Source organism: Streptomyces sp. NPDC029041 (genome assembly GCF_040637515.1).
Taxonomy (GTDB): Bacteria; Actinomycetota; Actinomycetes; order Streptomycetales; family Streptomycetaceae; genus Streptomyces.
Map to the genome: position 1 here is coordinate 137,913 of NZ_JBEZWO010000002.1, position 19,677 is coordinate 157,589.

Sequence of the window (19,677 nt, forward strand, 5' to 3'; positions counted from 1 at the left end):
GTCCCTTCGGGAGCACACGGCCCGCCCGCTGGAGGCACAGGCGGGCACGCCCGCCGCTGACCGTCATCGTGAGACGTGATCGCCCCTTGGTCAGCACATGGCGCCTGATCCACCTCTGCCAGGTGGATCACGATGCCGGTGATCGATCGGTTCAACGCCGAGACGTCAGCGCTCCCGAGGGACCTGACGACGACGTGACCCCACTGGCACCCGCGGAAGGGAACAGTCATGGCACTCACGCACGACGAGGCACCCACAAGAGAAGAAGAGGCGACAGCGCTCTTCTGCGCACAACCCCCGGTGACCGAACCGATTCTCCGTCCGGACCTCAGCCCCGACCGGCTCAGTGCCATACTCGTGGGCCGTGCCAAGTGGGTCAACGGCACGGTACTGCGCTACTGCTTCCTCAACGAGGCGGACGGCGCCTCCGGTGAGCAGCTGGACGAGGTCCGCCGGGCTGTCCGGGACTGGAAGGACATCGGCATCGGGCTGGAGTTCCGCGAGGTGGATCACCCTTCCGAGGCCGAAATCCGCATCGGCTTCCGCCGGGGCGACGGCTCCTGGTCGTACGTGGGCCGGGATGCGCTGGGCATCAGCTCGCGCGAGCGCACGATGAACTTCGGCTGGGACCTGACCAGCCCTCACGGCAAGGCCACCGCCAGACACGAGTTCGGGCATGCGCTCGGCTTCGCCCACGAACACCAGAACCCGTTCGCAGGCATCGAGTGGGACGAGGAGAGGGTCTACGCCACACTCGCCGGTCCTCCGAACAACTGGCCACGGGAGCAGACCTTCCACAACATCCTGCGCAAGCTTTCCACCAGCGAGGTGGAAGGTTCCGAGTGGGATCCGGAATCGATCATGGAGTACCCCTTCCCCCCCGGCCTGATCCTCCGGCCGGAGAAGTACCACCGGGACGGCATACCGGACCCCCTGGCCATCTCCCAGAAGGACAAGAAGTACGTCAAACGCTGGTACCCGCCCATGGAGGACACGCTGCCCGAGATCCGCCCCTTCCAGTCGGTCGAGCTGGACCTCGCCGCCGGTGAGCAGTCGGACTTCGTCGTCGTCCCGCCGGAAACGCGGATGTACGAGATCGGCACCCTCGGGGACAGCGACGTCGTCATGGTGCTCTTCGAGGAGGTCGACGGTGACCTGCGCTACTTCACCGCTGAGGACGACGGCGGCATGGACCGCAACGCCCGCCTGAAGGTCCGGCTCTTCGAAGGGCGTCGCTACGTGCTCCGCACCCGTCTCTACTCGGCCTGGGGCCCCGGGAAGGCCGCGCTGATGCTCTGGTGATCCGGGCCGGGGAACTACCCGCGACCCTGATCACCGGGCTCGCCGAGGCGTTGTTCAGGGCCACCGGTGATACGTTTCGGCAGGTCAGGGCATGTTACTGGTGGGGCGGGTGGGACTCGAACCCACGGCCGACGGATTATGAGTCCGCTGCTCTAACCGGCTGAGCTACCGCCCCATAGCGGCGTGTCGCGTACATGTGTGCGCGCCGTCTGCCGCAGCATAGCCGCTCATACGATCTCCTGCTTCGGCTGGGCGGCTTCGCACGGCCTGCGTGACCTTGAGGACTGCGCCGGGGGCCACGCGGTTCCCGGGACAGGGGTACGGACATGAAAAAGGACCCCTGCGAGGGGTCCTTTTTCCGACCTGCTCCCCCGACTGGACTCGAACCAGTAACCTGCCGGTTAACAGCCGGCTGCTCTGCCAATTGAGCTACGGAGGACCGAGCTCCCCGGACTGGACTCGAACCAGTAACCTGCCGGTTAACAGCCGGCTGCTCTGCCAATTGAGCTACCGAGGAAGGTCTCGTTTGCATCGAACGCACCTACCTGGGTATCCGCCAGGGGGCGCGCGTTCGCTGCGACACATACATTAGCGCAAGCAGGGGGGTGCTTCGCCAATCGGTACTCCCCGGCGCCGACGCCGCACAGGAGACCTACGCAAGGGAAGGGTGGCCGCGATGCGTTACCGGCTCACGTTCGTCGCCGGAGTCGTCCTGGGTTACGTGCTGGGCACGAGGGCCGGACGCGAGCGCTACGAGCAGTTGAAGAAATCAGCCCGGCAGTTCGCGCAGAACCCCGCCGTACGCAACACCGCGGAGACGGCGGCCCACCAGGGCCGTGAGTTCGCGGGCAAGGCGTACCACGTGGTGAGCGACAAGGTCGGCGACCGGGTCCCCGAGTCGGTGGCGGAGCGCGTCCGCCACCTGCGCGACCGCGCCACCCACAACGGCGGCGAGGACGACTGGGGCACGAGCAACACGTGATCAACGGATGCCGAGCAGGGTCACGCTCCTGAAAGGGGCGCGGGGAACTGCGCGAGCAGCCATGACGAGCCCGCACTCGCAACCCGGCGACACCCCCCACGGCGCCCACGGCCCGACCTCGGCGGAGCGTGCGGCAGAATTTTGGCCATGGGGATAGTCGCCGGGTTGGACAGTTCACCCGATTTCACTCGTATCGTCGTCTGTGACACGGACTCCGGAGCCGTGCTCAGGCAGGGATATGCGCCGCATCCGGTGGAGAGCCCCGACGGCGGCGGCCGGCCGTCCGACGTCGACCCGCAGGCCTGGCTGCTCTCCCTGGGCGAGGCCGCGGGCGGCGGGCTGCTGGAGGGCGTGCAGGCGATCGGCGTCTCGGCGCAGCAGAACGCCGTCGTGCCGCTGGACGCTCAGGGCAACACCGTGCGGCCGGCGATGGTCGGCGGCGACAAGCGGACCCAGGTCGCCGCGGCCGATCTGATCGACGCGCTCGGCGGGCGTGAGGCGTGGGCGCAGGCGGTGGGCTGTGTGCCGCAGGCCGCGCAGCCGATCACGAAGCTGCGCTGGCTGGCCCGGACCGAGCCGGAGAACGCGCAGCGCACCGCGATCCTGCTCCAGGCGCACGACTGGCTGGTGTGGCAGCTGCTGGGCCGGCCGGTCAGGAGGACCACCGACCGGGGCGGCGCGTCCGGCACCGGCTACTGGTCCGCGGCGACCGGTGGTTACCGGCCCGACCTCGTGGAGCTCGCGCTGGGCCACCAGGTGATGCTGCCGGAGGTGATCGGCCCTGCCGACGCGGCCGGTACGACACCGGAGGGGCTGCTGATCTCCGTGGGGACCGGCGAGACCATGGCGGCGGCGTTCGGCCTCGGCATCGGCCTCGGCGACGCGGTGGTGTCGCTGGGCGCGTCCGGGTCCGTGATGGCCGTGCACCCCGAGGCGCTGGTCGACGGGTCCGGGATGATCACCGCGCTCGCGGACGCGACCGGCATGCACCTGCCCGTCGTCACCACCCTGAACGCCGTACGGACGCTGCGCGGGGCGGCCGAACTGCTGGGGCTGCCGGATCTTGAGAGCCTGTCCGACCTGGCGATGAAGTCGACGCCCGGGTCGCACGGGCTGGTGCTGCTGCCCTATCTGGAGGGCGAGCGGACTCCGAACCTGCCGCACACCGCCGGGACGCTCGCCGGGCTCCGGCGCGAGTCGATGAAGGCGGAGCACCTGGCGCGGGCCGCGTTCGAGGGGATGCTGTGCGGGCTCGCGGACGCGCTGGACGTGCTGCGCGGGCGGGGCGTGGAGGTGCGGAGGGTGTTCCTGCTCGGGCCGGCCGCGGAACTGCCCGCCGTGCAGGCCGCGGCGCCCATGCTGTTCGGGACGCAGGTCGTGGTGCCGCAGCCCGCGGACTACGCGGCGATCGGCGCCGCCCGCCAGGCGGCCTGGGCGCTGGGCGCCTCGCAGGGCACGCTCGACGTGCGCAACCCGCCGGCGTGGCAGGGCGCGGTGGCGCAGGTGCTGGAGCCCGGGGACGAGCTGGCCGTGGGGCAGGCGGTGCGGCAGCAGTTCGTGGCGGTACGGGAGCAGACGCACCCCGGAGCCCTCTGAAGGGTTTGACCGCCTGTTGGGTTAATTCGGTTGAGGTAACGCGGGTGGAGTGTTCGACGATAGGGGCCAGGGGCAACCACTCGGCCCCGTCATCCACTCCGAGAGAAGCAGCGTGCTCATACGACTTCTGCGGACCTATCTCAGGCCCTACAAGAGACCCATCGCCCTGCTGGTGCTGCTGCAGTTCCTGCAGACCTGCGCCACCCTCTACCTGCCCACGCTGAACGCGGACATCATCGACCAGGGTGTCGTGAACGGCGACACCGGCTACATCCTGGGCTACGGCGGCCTGATGATCGGCATCTCGCTGGTCCAGGTCGTCTGCAACATCGGCGCCGTGTACTACGGGGCCCGTACGGCGTCGGCACTGGGGCGGGACCTGCGGGCGTCCGTGTTCGACCGGGTCCAGTCGTTCTCCGCACGTGAGGTCGGTCACTTCGGGGCGCCGTCGCTGATCACCCGGACGACGAACGACGTCCAGCAGGTGCAGATGCTGGCGCTGATGACGTTCACGCTGCTGGTGTCGGCGCCGATCATGTGCGTGGGCGGCATCGTGCTGGCGCTCGGTCTCGATGTGCCGTTGTCCGGGGTGCTGGTCGCGGTCGTGCCGGTGCTGGGCATCTGCGTGACGCTGATCGTGCGGCGGCTGCGGCCGCTGTTCCGGGCGATGCAGGAGCGGCTGGACTCGGTCAACCAGGTGCTGCGCGAGCAGATCACCGGCAACCGCGTGATCCGGGCCTTCGTCCGGGACGAGTACGAGCAGCAGCGCTTCCGGAAGGCCAACACCGACCTCACGGACTTCGCGCTGGGCACCGGCAACCTGCTCGCGCTGATGTTCCCGATCGTCATGACGGTGGTGAATCTGTCGTCGATCGCCGTGGTGTGGTTCGGGGCGCACCGGATCGACAGCGGCGGGATGCAGATCGGCGACCTGACGGCGTTCCTCGCCTATCTGATGCAGATCGTCATGGCCGTGATGATGGCCACGTTCATGTTCATGATGGTGCCGCGCGCGGAGGTGTGCGCCGAGCGCATCAGCGAAGTGCTGGACACCTCCTCCAGCGTGGTGCCGCCGTCGGCGCCGGTGCGGGAGCTGCGCCGGCACGGGCACCTGGAGATCCGCGGGGCGGGCTTCCGCTATCCGGGTGCCGAGGAGCCGGTGCTGCGCGCGGTGGACCTCGTGGCCCGGCCGGGTGAGACGACCGCCGTCATCGGCTCGACCGGCAGCGGCAAGTCCACCCTGCTCGGGCTGGTGCCGCGGCTGTTCGACGCGACCGAGGGGCAGGTGCTCGTCGACGGGGTCGAGGTGGCGGAGATCGACCCGCGGCTGCTCGCGAAGACCGTCGGGATGGTGCCGCAGAAGCCGTACCTGTTCGCGGGGACGGTGGCGACCAACCTGCGCTACGGCAAGCCGGACGCCACCGACGAGGAGTTGTGGCACGCGCTGGAGGTGGCGCAGGCCAAGGACTTCGTGGAGCGGCTGGAGGGTGGTCTCGACTCGCCGATCTCGCAGGGCGGGACGAACGTCTCCGGCGGTCAGCGCCAGCGGCTCGCGATCGCCCGGACACTGGTGCAGCGGCCCGAGATCTACCTCTTCGACGACTCCTTCTCCGCGCTCGACTACGCCACGGACGCCGCGCTGCGGGCCGCGCTCACCGAGGAGACCTCCGAGGCGACCGTGGTGATCGTCGCGCAGCGGGTGGCGACCATCCGGGACGCCGACCGGATCGTCGTCCTCGACGAGGGCCGGGTCGTCGGCACCGGCCGGCACCACGAGCTGATGGCCGACAACGAGACCTACCGGGAGATCGTGCTCTCCCAGCTCACGGAAGCGGAGGCTGCCTGATGGCGGGGCCCATGGGGCGGATGATGGCCGGGGGCGGCCCCGACCAGCGCTCGCTCGACTTCAAGGGGTCGGGCAAACGGCTCGTCGCGCAGTTCCGGCCGGAGCGGGTCACCCTCTACGTGCTGCTGCTGTGCGTGGTGCTCAGCGTCGGTCTCAACGTCGTCGGGCCGAAGATCCTCGGCAAGGCGACCGACCTGGTCTTCGCGGGCATCGTCGGGCGGGGCATGCCGGAGGGGGCGAGCAAGGAGCAGGTCCTCGACTCCATGCGGCAGCGCGGGGACGGAGACGTCGCCGACATGCTGCGCAGCACCGACTTCACCCCGGGGAAGGGCATCGACTTCACGGCCGTCGGGCATGTGCTGCTGCTCGCGCTGGGCGTGTTCACGGTGGCCGGGCTGCTGATGGCGGTGGCGACGCGGCTGGTGAACCGGGCCGTGAACCGGACCATGTTCCGGATGCGGGAGGACGTGCAGACGAAGCTGTCGCGGCTGCCGCTGTCGTACTTCGACCGGCGCCAGCGCGGTGAGGTGCTGTCCCGGGCGACCAACGACATCGACAACATCGGGCAGACCCTGCAGCAGTCGATGGGGCAGCTCATCAACTCGGTGCTGACCATCATCGGCGTGCTCGCGATGATGTTCTACGTCTCCTGGATCCTGGCGCTGGTCGCGCTGGTGACCGTGCCGCTGTCGTTCGTCGTGGCCACACGGGTGGGCAAGCGGTCGCAGCCGCACTTCGTGCAGCAGTGGCGCTCGACGGGCAAGCTGAACGCCCACATCGAGGAGATGTACACCGGGCACGCCCTGGTGAAGGTGTTCGGGCGGCAGGAGGAGTCGGCGCGGCAGTTCGCCGAGCAGAACGACGCGCTGTACGAGGCGGGGTTCAAGGCGCAGTTCAACAGCGGGGTCATGCAGCCGCTGATGATGTTCGTGTCGAATCTGAACTACGTGCTGGTGGCGGTGGTCGGCGGACTGCGGGTCGCCTCGGGCTCGCTGTCGATCGGTGATGTGCAGGCCTTCATCCAGTACTCGCGGCAGTTCTCCATGCCGCTGACGCAGGTCGCGTCCATGGCGAATCTGGTGCAGTCGGGTGTGGCCTCGGCGGAGCGGGTCTTCGAACTGCTGGACGCGGAGGAGCAGGAGGCGGACCCGGTGCCGGGCGTGCGCCCCGAGGAGCTGCGCGGGCAGGTGGCGCTGGAGCACGTGTCGTTCCGCTACGACCCCGACAAGCCGCTCATCGAGGACCTGTCGCTGAAGGTCGAGCCCGGGCACACGGTCGCCATCGTCGGCCCGACCGGCGCCGGCAAGACGACGCTGGTGAATCTGCTGATGCGGTTCTACGACGTCACCGGCGGGCGCATCACCCTCGACGGCGTCGACATCGCGCGGATGTCCCGGGACGAACTGCGGGCCGGGATCGGCATGGTGCTGCAGGACACCTGGCTGTTCGGCGGCACGATCGCGGAGAACATCGCGTACGGCGCCTCCCGTGAGGTCACCCGCGGGGAGATCGAGGAGGCGGCCCGGGCGGCGCACGCGGACCGGTTCGTCCGGACGCTGCCGGACGGGTACGACACCGTGATCGACGACGAGGGCACCGGGGTCAGTGCCGGTGAGAAGCAGCTGATCACCATCGCCCGGGCGTTTCTGTCCGACCCGGTGATCCTGGTGCTGGACGAGGCGACGAGCTCGGTCGACACGCGTACCGAGGTGCTGATCCAGAAGGCCATGGCGAAACTCGCCCATGGCCGCACGTCGTTCGTCATCGCGCACCGGCTGTCGACGATCCGGGACGCGGACACGATCCTGGTGATGGAGAACGGGTCCATCGTCGAGCAGGGCGCGCACGATGAGCTGCTCGCGGCGGGCGGTGCCTACGCGCGGCTGTACAAGGCGCAGTTCGCGCAGGCGGTGGCCGAGGTGGACTGAGTCGCGTCCGGGGGCGCCGAGTGGGGTCGTGGGGCGGCTGCGGGCCGGTTGGGGGCCGAGCAACCCCCACCGGACCCGCGCTCGGCATCAGTCCAGATAACCCCTCAGCTGGTCCGCAAAAGCGTGATCCCGCAGCTTGTTGAGGGTCTTGGACTCGATCTGCCGTATCCGTTCCCGCGTCACGCCGAAGATGCGGCCGATCTCCTCCAGCGTGCGCGGGCGGCCGTCCGCCAGCCCGTAGCGGAGCTGGACGACCTTCCGCTCCCGCTCCCCCAGCGTCGACAGGACCGCCTCCAGGTGTTCCCTGAGCAGCAGGAACGCCGCCGACTCCACCGGTGAGGCCGCGTCGCCGTCCTCGATGAGGTCGCCGAGGGCGACGTCGTCCTCCTCACCCACGGGCGCGTGCAACGACACCGGCTCCTGGGCGAGGCGCAAAACCTCGCTCACCCGCTCCGGCTGCAGGTCCAGGTGGGCCGCGACCTCCTCGGGCGTCGGTTCGTAGCCCCGCTCCTGGAGCATGCGGCGCTGGACGCGGACGACCCGGTTGATGAGCTCCACGACGTGGACCGGGACCCGTATCGTGCGGGCCTGGTCGGCCAGGGCGCGGGACATGGCCTGGCGGATCCACCAGGTGGCGTACGTGGAGAACTTGTAGCCGCGGGCGTAGTCGAACTTCTCCACGGCCCTGATGAGGCCGAGGTTGCCCTCCTGGACGAGGTCGAGCATGGTCAGGCCGCGGCCGACATAGCGCTTGGCCACCGAGACGACCAGGCGCAGGTTCGCCTCGATGAGGCGGCGCTTGGCCATGCGGCCCATCACGACGAGCCGGTCCAGGTCGAGGGCGAGCTGGCTGTCCAGGTCGGGGGTGAGCCGCAGCTTCTCCTCGGCGAACAGGCCGGCCTCGACGCGGCGGGCGAGTTCGACCTCCTCGGCGGCGGTGAGCAGGGGGATGCGGCCGATCTCCCGCAGGTACTGGCGGAACAGGTCCGAGGAGGGGCTGCCGGACTCGGTGCGGACCGGCGGGGGTTCGACCGCTTCGGGAGGTTCCGCCGCCTCGATGGCCTCGGCGGGCGGCTCCTCCGGCTCCGGCTCCGACTCGGGGTGGTGCGCGGCGCGGCTCTGCGCCGGGACCCCTGACAGGGCGTCGGCCTCCGCGTCCGGCGCGGCGCCGTCGGCGCCGGGGGCGGCACCGGCGTCGGTCTGGGTGAGGGTCTGGGTCTGCACGGGGGCGACCTCCAGGATGATCGCTGCCAAGGAGTACGGCAGCGGTACTTCGGGGGCGGAGTCGGCCTCGCCGCTTCCCGTCCCGTACGCGATGAGCGGAACCGCGGGGGTCTGGGACCCGTGGGTGACGGATCGGCCGCGCTCCGAGGACTCAGGCACCGCAACCCAGTGTGGGGTAAGACACATCGTCGCCACGAGGGGCGTGCGATGACTTTTTGCTTCCGGTCCGTGACCGGGTGGTGACCTCAGAGCGCGGCGGCGCCGTGCTCCCGGAGGGTCTGGTCGTACTGCTGGAGGACCCACAGTTCGTTCTGCACGGCGGCGAGTTCGGCGGGGTCGCCGTGGGTTCCGAGGCGGGTGAGCCGGCTCGTGATGTCGCGGATGCGGCGCTCCACGGCCCGGCGGCGGACCGTCACCAGCTGGGCGCCCGCATACACCTCGTCGGCGCCCTTCACGCCCTTGTGCAGCAGGATCGCCTCGACGGCGAGCTCCGTCACCGTCGCGCGGACCGTGTCGTCCGGGGCGGCCTCGCGGACCCGGACCAGGTAGTCCTGGGGGTCGGCGACGCCCTGTTCGGCGCCGCCCGCGTCCTGGATGGCCTGGCGGACGGCGGCGTAGGGCGGGGCGGTGAACTCGTCGATCCCGTACGCGTCGAAGGCCGGGGAGACCAACTCGGGGCGCTGGAGGGCGAGTTTGAGGAGTTCCCGTTCGGTGGCGAAGACGGGGTTGCGGAGGTTCAGGGCCGGGCCGCGGGGGGCGGCGGGACCGGGCGGGCCGGCGTACTGCTGTCCCTGGGGGTGCCGCTCCGGGGCGGGGCCCTTGCCGCCGCGGTCGCGGGCCCAGCGGGCCAGCTGGGCCACGCGCTTGACCACGAACTGGGTGTCGAGGATGCCGAGCATGCCGGCGAGCTGGACGGCGACCTCGTGCTGGGCGCCGCTGTTCTTGATGCGGGCGACGATCGGGGCGGCCTCGTCCAGGGCGGCGGCGCGGCCCGCCGGGGTGTCGAGGTCGTAGCGGCTCACGATCTGGCGCAGCGCGAACTCGAACAGGGGGGTGCGGGGCTCGACCAGGTCGGCGACGGCCTCGTCGCCCTTGACCAGGCGCAGGTCACAGGGGTCCATGCCGTCCGGGGCGATGGCGATGTACGTCTCCGCGGCGAACTTCTGGTCGTCCTCGAAGGCGCGCAGGGCGGCCTTCTGGCCGGCGGCGTCGCCGTCGAAGGTGAAGATGACGCGGGCCGAGCCGTTGTCCATGAGCAGGCGGCGGAGGATCTTGATGTGGTCGCCGCCGAAGGCGGTGCCGCAGGTGGCGATGGCGGTCGTCACACCGGCGAGGTGGCAGGCCATGACGTCCGTGTAGCCCTCGACGACGACCGCGCGGGACGCCTTGGCGATGTCCTTCTTCGCCAGGTCGATGCCGTAGAGGACCTGGGACTTCTTGTAGATCGCCGTCTCGGGCGTGTTGAGGTACTTGGGGCCGTTGTCCGCCTCGTAGAGCTTGCGGGCGCCGAAGCCGACGACGTCCCCGCCGATGTCGCGGATGGGCCACATCAGACGGCCGCGGAAGCGGTCGATGGGGCCGCGGCGGCCTTCCTGGGAGAGGCCGGAGAGGAGCAGCTCCTTGTCGGTGAAGCCCTTGCCGCGCAGGAAGCGCGTGAGGTGGTCCCAGCCCTGGGGGCTGTAGCCGACGGAGAAGTGCTGGGCGGCGGCCTGGTCGAAGCCGCGGTCGGCGAGGAACCGACGGCCGGTGTCGGCCTCCGGGCTGGTGGCGAGCTGTTCCACGTACCAGTCGGCGGCGATCTTGTGGGCCTCGACCAGGCGGATCCGCTCACCGCGCTGGTGGGAGGGGTTGTATCCGCCCTCCTCGTAGCGCAGGGTGATGCCCGCCTGGGCGGCCAGGCGCTCGACCGCCTCCGAGAAGGAGAGGTGGTCGATCTTCATCACGAACGTGATGGTGTCGCCGCCCTCCTGGCAGCCGAAGCAGTGGAAGAACCCCTTGCTCGGGCTGACCTGGAAGGACGGTGACTTCTCGTCGTGGAACGGGCAGAGACCCTTGAGGTTCCCGCCGCCCGCGTTGCGCAGCTGGAGGTACTCGGACACCACGGCGTCGATCGGGACCGCGTCCCGTACCGCCTTCACGTCCTCGTCGTTGATCCGTCCTGCCACGCGTGAAGTCTACGGTGGCGGACCGACACTCCTGACAGCCCCGGCGGCTATGAGGCCAGGCTCTCCAGCGGCACGTGCGGGTCCGCCAGGGACTCCGGGTTCACCCTCACCTGGGAGCGGATCAGGCGCTGGATCTTGTCCGTGACGTCCCACACGTTCACGTTCATCCCGGCCAGCACCCTGCCGTCCTTCACCCAGAACGCGATGAACTCGCGCTTCCCGGCGTCCCCGCGGATCACCACCTGGTCGTAGGTGCCCGCGGGCGCCCAGCCGGAGTACTCCATCCCCAGGTCGTACTGGTCGGAGAAGAAGTAGGGCACCCGGTCGTACGTCACCTCCCGGCCCAGCATGGAGCGCGCGGCCGCCGGGCCGCCGTTCAGGGCGTTGGCCCAGTGCTCCACCCGCAGGCTCGTGGCGAACAGGGCGTGGCGGAAGGAGGCCGCGTCGCCGGCCGCGTAGATGTCGGGGTCGGAGGTGCGCAGCCGCTCGTCGACCACGATGCCACCGCCCTGCGCCCGGTCGGCGATCTCCAGCCCGGCCGCCTCCGCGAGGGCGATCCGCGGAGCCGCGCCGATCGCCGCCAGCACGTCGTGCGCCGGGTGCTCCTCGCCGTCGTCGGTGCGGGCCGCGAGGACCATGCCGTCCTGGCCGACGATCTCCGTCAGCCGCCTGCCGAAGTGGAACCGCACCCCGTGCTCGCGGTGCAGCTCGGCGAAGAGCCCGCCGAGCTCCGGGCCCAGCACGCCGTGCAGCGGGGTCGGCCCGTGCTCGACGACCGTGACCTCGGCGCCGTACTCGCGGGCCGCCGCCGCGACCTCCAGGCCGATCCAGCCGGCACCGGCGATGACGAGGTGGCCGTTGTCCCGGCCGAGGTTGGTCAGGACGTGTTTGAGGCGCTCGGCGTGCGCGAGGCGGCGCAGATGGTGCACGCCGGCCAGGTCCGTGCCCGGCACGTCCAGGCGGCGGGGCTCGGCGCCGGTGGCCAGGAGCAGCTTGTCATAGCGGACGACGGTGCCGTCCTCGCCGAAGCGGACCGTCTTGGCCGCGCGGTCGACGGCGTCGACGGTCTGGCCGAGGTGGAGCTCGATGTCGTGGGCCGCGTACCAGGCCGGTTCGTGCACGAAGACGCTGTCGCGTTGTTCCTTGCCGAGGAGGTAGCCCTTGGACAGGGGCGGACGCTCGTAGGGGTGGTCGCGTTCGTCGCAGATCAGTATCACGCGGCCGGTGAAGCCCTCCGCCCGGAGCGTCTCGGCCGCCTTGGCGCCGGCCAGTCCGCCTCCGACGATGACGAATGTCTGATCCGCGTCGACCACTTGGTGCCTCCTCGTCAGGGTGTCGCCACTTGCGAGCGTCCCGCACGGAGCGTGATGCGGGAAGAGGGAGTGACCCGATCAGGCCACGGAGGGTCACATTCGGGGGTGCTCGCGTCCCGCCCGTCGCGTCAGTCTCACCCCTGCCCCGTCAGACGGGCGTGAAGCGAACGGGCGGAGGTGTCGGTCAGGGAGGCGATCTGGTCGACGATCACCCGCTTGCGCGCCCTGTCGTCCGCCGCATGGTCGAACAGGGCGCGGAACTGCGGGTCCAGGCCGTCCGGGGCGCGGGCGGTGAGGGCCTCGGCGAGTTCGGCGACGACGATCCGCTGGTCGGCGCGCAGCCGCTCCTGCTCGGCGCGCTGCATGACGTAGAGGTCGGCGACGGCCTTGAGGACGGCGCACTCCATCCGGGTCTCGCGCGGGACGACGAGTTCGGCGGCGTACCGGGTGAGCCGTCCGGCCCCGTACGCGGTGCGGGTCGCGGTCTCGGCGGCCAGGCAGAAGCGGCCGATGAGCTGGCTGGTGGCGTCCTTCAGGCGGGCCTGGGCGACGGCGGTGCCGTCGTAGCCGTGCGGCCACCACTCCTGGGCGAGCAGCCGGTCCAGGGCCTCGGCGAGCTCGGCCGGGTCGGTGCCGGCGGGGACGTACCGGCCCAGGGCGACCTGGAAGACGTCCCGGCGTTCGGGGTCGGCGTGCAGACAGTTCGGGTCGATGTGACCGGCGTGCAGGCCGTCCTCCACGTCGTGCACCGAGTAGGCCACGTCGTCGGACCAGTCCATGACCTGCGCCTCGAAGCAGGTGCGGATGCCGGGGGCGTCCTTGCGGAGCCAGTCGAAGACGGGGCGGTCGTCCTCGTAGACGCCGAACTTGTTCGAGGCCGGGTCGGTCGGGTGGGCGCCGCGGGGCCAGGGGTACTTGGTGGCGGCGTCGAGGGCGGCGCGGGTGAGGTTGAGGCCGACGGAGCGCTCCGAGGTGAACCGTTTGGGCTCGATCCGGGTGAGGAGTCTCAGGGACTGGGCGTTGCCCTCGAAGCCGCCGCAGTCGGACGCGAACTCGTTGAGGGCCTGTTCGCCGTTGTGGCCGAAGGGCGGGTGGCCCAGGTCGTGGGAGAGGCAGGCGGCTTCCACGAGGTCGGGGTCGCAGCCGAGGGCCGCGCCTAGTTCGCGGCCGACCTGGGCGCATTCGAGGGAGTGGGTGAGGCGGGTGCGGGGGCTGGCGTCCCAGGCGGGGCCCAGGGTGCCGGGCGTCACCACTTGGGTTTTGCCGGCGAGTCTTCTCAGGGCGGCGCTGTGCAGGACCCGGGCGCGGTCGCGTTGGAAGGCGGTGCGGCCGGGGCGTTTGTCTGGTTCGGGGGCCCAGCGGTCGACTGACGTCGGGTCGTAGGCCGTGGGGTCTTGTGCGGTGCCGTCCATGTGACGACAGTAAGCGCGTCTGCGTGTGCCGGGCTCTGATCTCGGGCGGGCGCGGGTTGTTCTGGGCTAAGCGCGTCTGCGTGTGCCGGGCTCTGATCTCGGGCGGGCGCGGGTTGTTCTGGGCTGGTCGCGCAGTTCCCCGCGCCCCTCAGGGGCATGCTCCCACCGGCGATCTCAGGCCGAGGCCGCTGCCGGTTCGGCCGCTGTCCTCCGGTGTGGCGTGTGCGGGTCCGTCGTGCCCTGTCGCGCCCCTGCGGCGGAGCCGCACACGGATACAGCCCCGGGCCCCGTTTCAGGCCGAGGCCAGTACCGGTACGGCCGCCGCCCTCAGTGTCTCCTCGTAGCGGTGGAGGACGAGGTCGGCCATCGACGGGTGCGTGCCCAGGGGGGCTGCCGCTATCCATGGGGCCGCCTGGGCGCACTCCGTGGCGAAGCGGCCCGGGGCCGTGAAGTAGGACGCGAGGGCGATGTGGCGGCGGCCCCTGGCCAGGAGGGTGCGGACCGCGGTCTGGACGGTGGGGGTCGCTGCCGAGGCGTAGGCCGGGATGACCGGGACGCCGAGGCGGGCCGCCAGGAGGTGGGCCGTGCGGCCCGTGTCCGTCTTGGCGTCCGGGTCACGGGAGCCCGCGGCGGCGAGGACGACCGCGCTGGTGCGGTGGGGTGTCCCGCCCCAGCCGGCTTCCGTGAGGCGGGCCTGCAGGGCGTCGACGAGGAGCGGGTGGGGGCCCAGGGGGGCGGCCAGGTGGGTGCGGGCCCGGGAGGCCGCCGCCATCTCGGGGATGTCCTGCTTGACGTGGTAGCCGCGGCTCAGCAGGAGGGGGACGAGGACCGCCTCGGAGTCCCCGAGGGCCGCGAGGGTGTCGGGGAGCAGGGGTGCGTTGAGTTCGATGTGGCCCAGGTGCACGGGCACGTCGGGGCGCTGGGCCCGGACCCGGTCGAGGAGCGCCCTCACGGTGCTCAGCGCACGGGGGTCGCGGCTGCCGTGGGCCACGACCACGAGGGCGGGCGGGGCCGGGCGGCGCGTGGCGGGCGGCGGGACGAGGCTGAGCTGACTGGGCATGCTCCGATGGTGGCGGCGGTGCGTTGCCTGCCCGTTGCCTGGGCGTCACGAGTGTTTTCCAGCGGTTCACGACGCGGGACGCGGCTGTGTGAGGCGCCTTGACCTGCGGTTTCCACGAATCGAGTGAAGCTGCTCACGCGGCTGCGGATGAACCGGGCGGCCCGGGAGGGCGTCCCTGACTGTCGAGGGGCCGACCTGGGAGGGACCGTCCGATGCGTCGTGTGACGTTGCGAAGACCGCGGCTGCCGCGCACCCGGCGGGGGCAGCGGCGGCTGGTGCAGGCCGTGATGGCCGGGTGCGTGCTGGCGCTGCTTCCGGCGACGTGGATGTACGCCGTCGCGGGTGACCGGCTGCGTACGGTGGCGGATGTGCCGCGTACCGATGTGGCGGTGGTGTTCGGTGCCGGGCTGTGGGAGGGCGAGCCCTCGCCGTATCTCGCGCACCGGCTCGACGCCGCCGCGAAGCTGTACCGGCAGGGGCGGGTCGAGGTGGTGCTCGTCACCGGGGACAACAGCCGCGAGGACTACGACGAGCCGGACGCGATGCGTGCGTATCTGACGCGGCACGGGGTGCCCGACGGGCGGATCGTCAGCGACTACGCGGGGTTCGACACCTGGGACTCCTGCGTGCGCGCGAAGAGGATCTTCGGGGTGGACCATGCCGTGCTGATCAGTCAGGGCTTCCACATCCGGCGGGCGGTGGCGCTGTGCGAGGCGGCGGGGGTCTCCTCGTACGGGGTCGGCGTCGACGCCGTGCACGACGCCACCTGGTACTACGGGGGCACCCGGGAGATCTTCGCCGCCGGCAAGGCCGCGCTGGACGCGGTGTTCCGTCCGGATCCGCGGTTCCTCGGGCCGCGGGAGCCGGGTGTGGAGCGGGCGCTGGCGACGGCCGGAGACCCTCACGGGTGACGCGGCCGGGGGCGGGCGCCCCCGGCCGGTCGGTGCGTACCGGGGGACCGTGTCAGTGTCCGTGGAAGCGCGGCGGGCGCTTCTCCAGGAACGCCGTCATGCCCTCCTTCTGGTCGTCGGTGGCGAACAGCGCGTGGAAGACGCGGCGTTCGAAGCGGATCCCGTCGCGCAGACCGGTCTCCAGGGCCCGGTCGACGCACTCGCGGGCCGCCCTGACCGCGGCGCCGCCGTAGGAGGCGATCGCCGCCGCCGCTTCGAGGGCCTCGGGCAGGACACGGTCGTCCGGGACCACACGGGAGACGAGACCGCAGCGTCCAGCCTCCTGTGCGTCCATGGTGCGGCCGGTGAGGACGAGGTCCATCGCCTTCGCCCGGCCGACGAGCCGGGTCAGCCGCTGGGTTCCGCCGATGCCGGGGATCACGCCGAGCTTGATCTCGGGCTGGCCGAAGACCGTCGACTCCCCCGCGACGACCAGGTCGCACATCATCGCGAGCTCGCAACCACCGCCCAGGGCATGTCCGTTGACGGCGGCGATCTTCGGGGTGCGGAGGCCGGCGAAGTCCTCCCAGCCGGCGAAGTAGTCCTCGGCCATCATGTCGACGGCCGACTTCCCCGCCATCTCCTTGATGTCGGCGCCCGCGGCGAAGACCGTGTCCGAGCCGGTGACGACGAAGCATCCGACCTGGGGGTCCGCGTCCAACGGGCGGAGTACGTCGAGGAGTTCGGCCAGCAGCGCCGAGTCGAGCGCGTTGCGTACGTGCGGGCGGTGCAGACGTACGGTCACGACCCGGCCGTCCCGCTCCAGCTTCAGGTTGTTCATCGGCATTCCCTTCTACGAATCCCAGATCGCGCCGTACGCCGGGATGCCCCGCCGTTCCAGGCCGTGGACGACCTGCCAGGTCAGCTTCTTGTTGGAGATGCAGATGACCGCCTCGGCGCCGAAGTCCCGGTGGGCCTCGTGGGCGAGGCGCACCATGTCGGGCTTGCCGTGCCGGGAGGTGTCCCAGATCCGGGCGTCCGGCTGGACGGCGAGGATCTCGTCGACCAGGGCGTCGCCGTAGGTCGCGCGGGGGTCACGGGTCGCCCAGACCAGCCGGGAGGGCACCTGGGCGGCGAGCAGGTGGGGCAGGCAGGGGCCGATGCCGCTGCCGGTGGCGACGTAGACGACCTTGGTGAACAGGACCTCGATGTTGGCGACGCCGGCCGTGGTGATGCCCTTGACCCACACCTGCCCGGGCAGGTCGTCGATGAAGGAGCCGGTCCAGTCTCCGGCCCGGGAGATCGTGAGCCGGAAGCCGGACTCGCCGGGGGCGGGGACGTTGGCGAAGGAGTGCCACTCCTTCAGCGGGCTGCGGCTGATCGCGGTGGAGGAGCCCGCGAAGGGGGTCTCGCCGTGGTCGAAGCGGGCCAGGACGACGTGCGAGGAGGGGCGTTCGAGGCGGACGTCCACCTTGCGCAGCCGCAGCCAGGGCAGGGCGACGCTGAAGGTGACCACGGCGAGGACACCGACCTCGACGGGGCCTGGTGACGACAGGAGCGTGTGCGTCCAGAACAGGGCCAGGGCGGCCCAGCCGCCGAAGCGGTGGATCTTCTCGAAGTGGTCGTGCCGGCGGGAACGGAAGGGGGGCAGGGCGGTGGCGACGATGAGCGCGAGGAGACCCAGCAGGGCCCAGCCGACGGCCGTGGCGGGGCTGTTCGGTGCCGTGACCGTCAGCGCCAGGAACCATGCCGTTCCCGCCAGTGCCCCGCCCACGTGCAGCCCGCCGAAGTGGTACACCTTGCCGAGCGTCCAGCGGATCTTCAGCGGCCAGCTGGTCGGGGCCGACGTCGCCAGCCGGAAGAGGAAGTTGATGACGTACTGCTGGCGCACGAGGACGGCGAGGGCGAGGTTGGCGAGGGCGGCGTGCCCGAGGGTGTGCGTGGCCACGGGCCAGGCGGCCCACAGGTAGGCCGCGTTGGCCAGGAGCACCAGGGCGGCGAGGCGGTTGTAGTGCATCAGGCGGGGGTGTTTGGGCAGGCGGCGCAGGGCGGAAAGGAGCGGCGGGAGTTCGCCGGAGTCCTGGTGCGCCCGGGGCGGGGACGTGGTCATCGGGCCACCGCCACGCGCTGCTCCAGCATCCGCAGCAGCGCCCGTTTGTCGACCTTGCCGCGGTCGGTCTCGGGCAGCAGGGCGAGCGGCAGGACCTGCTCCGGGACGCAGTAGTACGGCAGGGCGTCCGCGACCGCGCGGCGGGCCGCGTCCGGGTCGACGTCCGCCGGGCAGACGAAGGACACCAGGGTGCGGGCGTCGCGCTTGAGGGTGACGGCGCGGGTGCAGCCGGCGGCCGATTCCAGGATCGAGGAGACGGCGTCCAGTTCGACGCGGAAGCCGCGCACCTTGACCTGGTCGTCGGTACGGCCGAGGTGCTCCAGTTCGCCGTCGGGGGTCCAGCGGCCGAGGTCCCGGGTGCGGAACATGCGGCGGTCACCACCGAGGAACGGGTCGGGCGCGTAGCGCTCGGCGTTGAGGGCGTCGTCGCCGAGGTAGCCCGCGGAGACGCAGTCGCCGCCGGCCCACATCTCGCCGGTGTCGCCGATGGGCACCGGGCGGCGGTCGGCGTCGAGGACGTAGACGGTGTTGTTGGGGGTGGGGCGGCCGATGGTGAGCAGCGGGGCCGACGGGTCGTGACGGCTCATCGTGTTGACGATCGTCGTCTCCGTGGGGCCGCAGCCGTTGAAGAAGGCGGCCTGCCGGGCCCAGCGGTCGGCCAGCGGGCGCGGGCAGGGCTCCCCCGCGACGGCGACCGTGCGCACCCGTGGGCAAGCGGTGGGGTCGAGGCCGGACAGCACGGTCGGGGTGGCGATCAGCACGTCGGCGGTGCGGGCCGCCGCCGCGAGGTCCTTGCCGCGGATGACCAGGGTGCCGCCGTGGGTGAGGCAGCCGAGGATCTCCCAGGCGGCCATGTCGAAGGCGATGCTGAGGAGCTGGGCGACACGGTCGCCGGGGCGGATGCCGAGGCCGCCCGGCTCGGTGAGCAGGAGGTTGGCGACGTTGCGGTGGGTGACCCGCACGCCGTTGGGGCGGCCGGTGGTGCCGGAGGTGAACAGGACGTAGGCGCCGTGGTCGCCGGTGACCCGCGGGCGCGGGGCCGGGGCGTACGGCTGGGGCTCGTCGAGCCGGATCAGCAGGTGGCCGTCCGGGAGCGGGACGCGGTGGGCGTGTTCGGCGGTCGTGAGGACGATCCGGGTCCGGGCGGTGCGGATGACGTGGGTGAGCTGGGCCGGGGGCGCCAGGCCGATGTCCTGCGGGACGTAGGCGGCGCCGGCCTTCAGGATGCCGAGCAGGCCGACCAGCATCGGGATCGAACGGCGGACGAACAGGCCGACGTGGTCGCCGGGCCGTACGCCCTCGCGGACCAGGCGGGCGGCGAGGGCGTCGGCGTACCGGTCGAGCTCGGCGTAGGTGATGCGGGCGCCCTGGTGTTCGGCGGCCACGGCGTGCGGGGCGGCCGTGGCGTGCCGGGTGACGGCGTGGTGCAGGAGCGGGTCGGGGACGGGGACGGTGGGGCCCCGGCCGTACTGCCGGAAGAGGTGCTGGTCGTGGGGGGTCAAGTGGCGCAGAGGCATGGTCGGGTGGCCTCCTGGCTGTTTCGAGGGTCGGATTGCCACCGCGGTGGAGCCGCGGTGGATGCAGCCGTGAGCGGCGGGCATGCCCGGGTGTCGAACGCCGTGCGGAGTCGTGCGTGCGCTGCGCGTAGCGAGAGCGTAGTGCTACTGCTTCAACACTCAACGAGGTCGGATCGGCCAAGAAAGGAACGCAATGAGCCACATGTGGCGTTTCTCGTCCCAAGGGCAACGTCCGTGGCGGTCGGCGACGACCTGAAGGAGGGCGGGCCTGTGCCTGACCAGGCCACGGGCTCCTGCCTCACGCCCGCGGGGCCCCGGTGGGGAGATTGCCG

14 protein-coding genes and 3 tRNA genes are annotated in these 19,677 nt (G+C 71.4%); 6 read left to right on the top strand and 11 right to left on the bottom strand.

The window, feature by feature from the left end; genetic code table 11:
* The first annotated feature begins 228 nt into the window (after positions 1-228).
* Positions 229-1,302 (top strand): M12 family metallopeptidase, encoded by a 1,074-nt coding sequence (locus tag AB0F04_RS04210; RefSeq protein WP_362037604.1) that lies wholly within the window; start codon positions 229-231, stop codon positions 1,300-1,302.
* 98 nt (positions 1,303-1,400) lie between these two features.
* Here the strand turns inward: AB0F04_RS04210 and AB0F04_RS04215 are convergent.
* The 3 genes from AB0F04_RS04215 to AB0F04_RS04225 form a co-directional block, all read right to left on the bottom strand.
* Positions 1,401-1,477 (bottom strand) — tRNA-Ile (locus AB0F04_RS04215).
* A 191-nt stretch (positions 1,478-1,668) separates the two neighbouring features.
* A tRNA-Asn gene (locus tag AB0F04_RS04220) sits at positions 1,669-1,741 on the bottom strand.
* Positions 1,742-1,746: 5 nt separating this feature from the next.
* Positions 1,747-1,819, bottom strand: a tRNA-Asn gene (locus AB0F04_RS04225).
* 159 nt (positions 1,820-1,978) lie between these two features.
* Between AB0F04_RS04225 and AB0F04_RS04230 the strand changes: the two genes are divergently transcribed.
* The 4 genes from AB0F04_RS04230 to AB0F04_RS04245 all read left to right on the top strand — a co-directional run bounded on the left by AB0F04_RS04230 (position 1,979) and on the right by AB0F04_RS04245 (position 7,654).
* Positions 1,979-2,284: a YtxH domain-containing protein gene (locus AB0F04_RS04230; RefSeq protein WP_221758190.1), complete on the top strand. Its 306-nt coding sequence runs from the start codon at positions 1,979-1,981 to the stop codon at positions 2,282-2,284.
* 147 nt (positions 2,285-2,431) lie between these two features.
* Complete coding sequence (locus AB0F04_RS04235; RefSeq protein WP_362037607.1) at positions 2,432-3,880, top strand: FGGY family carbohydrate kinase; 1,449 nt, start codon at positions 2,432-2,434, stop codon at positions 3,878-3,880.
* Positions 3,881-3,992: 112 nt separating this feature from the next.
* Entirely contained in the window at positions 3,993-5,726 is a 1,734-nt protein-coding gene (locus tag AB0F04_RS04240) for an ABC transporter ATP-binding protein (protein WP_362037610.1), read from the top strand.
* A complete protein-coding gene (locus tag AB0F04_RS04245; protein ID WP_362037613.1) occupies positions 5,726-7,654 on the top strand; it encodes an ABC transporter ATP-binding protein in 1,929 nt (642 codons plus the stop codon). Before AB0F04_RS04240 ends, AB0F04_RS04245 begins: the two co-directional genes overlap by 1 nt.
* Before the next feature lie 87 nt (positions 7,655-7,741).
* On the opposite strand, the gene AB0F04_RS04250 is transcribed toward AB0F04_RS04245, so the two are convergent.
* From AB0F04_RS04250 to AB0F04_RS04270, 5 genes are all read right to left on the bottom strand, one after another.
* A complete protein-coding gene (locus AB0F04_RS04250) occupies positions 7,742-9,037 on the bottom strand; it encodes an RNA polymerase sigma factor (protein ID WP_362037614.1) in 1,296 nt (431 codons plus the stop codon).
* Between the two features lie 86 nt (positions 9,038-9,123).
* Complete coding sequence (gene dnaG, locus AB0F04_RS04255) at positions 9,124-11,043, bottom strand: DNA primase (RefSeq protein WP_362037616.1); 1,920 nt, start codon at positions 11,041-11,043, stop codon at positions 9,124-9,126.
* 47 nt (positions 11,044-11,090) lie between these two features.
* Positions 11,091-12,356 (bottom strand): FAD-dependent oxidoreductase, encoded by a 1,266-nt coding sequence (locus AB0F04_RS04260; protein ID WP_362037618.1) that lies wholly within the window; start codon positions 12,354-12,356, stop codon positions 11,091-11,093.
* Between the two features lie 134 nt (positions 12,357-12,490).
* Entirely contained in the window at positions 12,491-13,768 is a 1,278-nt protein-coding gene (locus AB0F04_RS04265; protein WP_362037620.1) for a deoxyguanosinetriphosphate triphosphohydrolase, read from the bottom strand.
* 292 nt (positions 13,769-14,060) lie between these two features.
* Positions 14,061-14,828 carry a sirohydrochlorin chelatase gene (locus AB0F04_RS04270; protein WP_362037623.1) on the bottom strand — a complete coding sequence of 256 codons (768 nt, stop codon included), beginning with the start codon at positions 14,826-14,828 and terminating at the stop codon, positions 14,061-14,063.
* Between the two features lie 212 nt (positions 14,829-15,040).
* Here AB0F04_RS04270 and AB0F04_RS04275 point away from each other — a divergent pair, with 212 nt between their 5' ends.
* Positions 15,041-15,739 (top strand): ElyC/SanA/YdcF family protein, encoded by a 699-nt coding sequence (locus AB0F04_RS04275; RefSeq protein WP_362037624.1) that lies wholly within the window; start codon positions 15,041-15,043, stop codon positions 15,737-15,739.
* A 52-nt stretch (positions 15,740-15,791) separates the two neighbouring features.
* Here the strand turns inward: AB0F04_RS04275 and AB0F04_RS04280 are convergent, their stop codons facing one another.
* The 3 genes from AB0F04_RS04280 to AB0F04_RS04290 are packed head-to-tail and all read right to left on the bottom strand — an operon-like array spanning position 15,792 to position 19,345.
* Positions 15,792-16,559, bottom strand: a complete 768-nt coding sequence (locus AB0F04_RS04280) for an enoyl-CoA hydratase-related protein (protein WP_362037626.1) — start codon at positions 16,557-16,559, stop codon at positions 15,792-15,794.
* Between the two features lie 12 nt (positions 16,560-16,571).
* On the bottom strand, positions 16,572-17,828 hold the full coding sequence (locus AB0F04_RS04285; protein WP_362037627.1) for a hypothetical protein: 1,257 nt from the start codon (positions 17,826-17,828) through the stop codon (positions 16,572-16,574).
* Positions 17,825-19,345, bottom strand: coding sequence for an amino acid adenylation domain-containing protein (locus AB0F04_RS04290; RefSeq protein ID WP_362037629.1), 1,521 nt, complete (start codon positions 19,343-19,345; stop codon positions 17,825-17,827). The genes AB0F04_RS04285 and AB0F04_RS04290 overlap by 4 nt, the downstream gene beginning before the upstream one ends.
* Positions 19,346-19,677 lie beyond the last annotated feature (332 nt).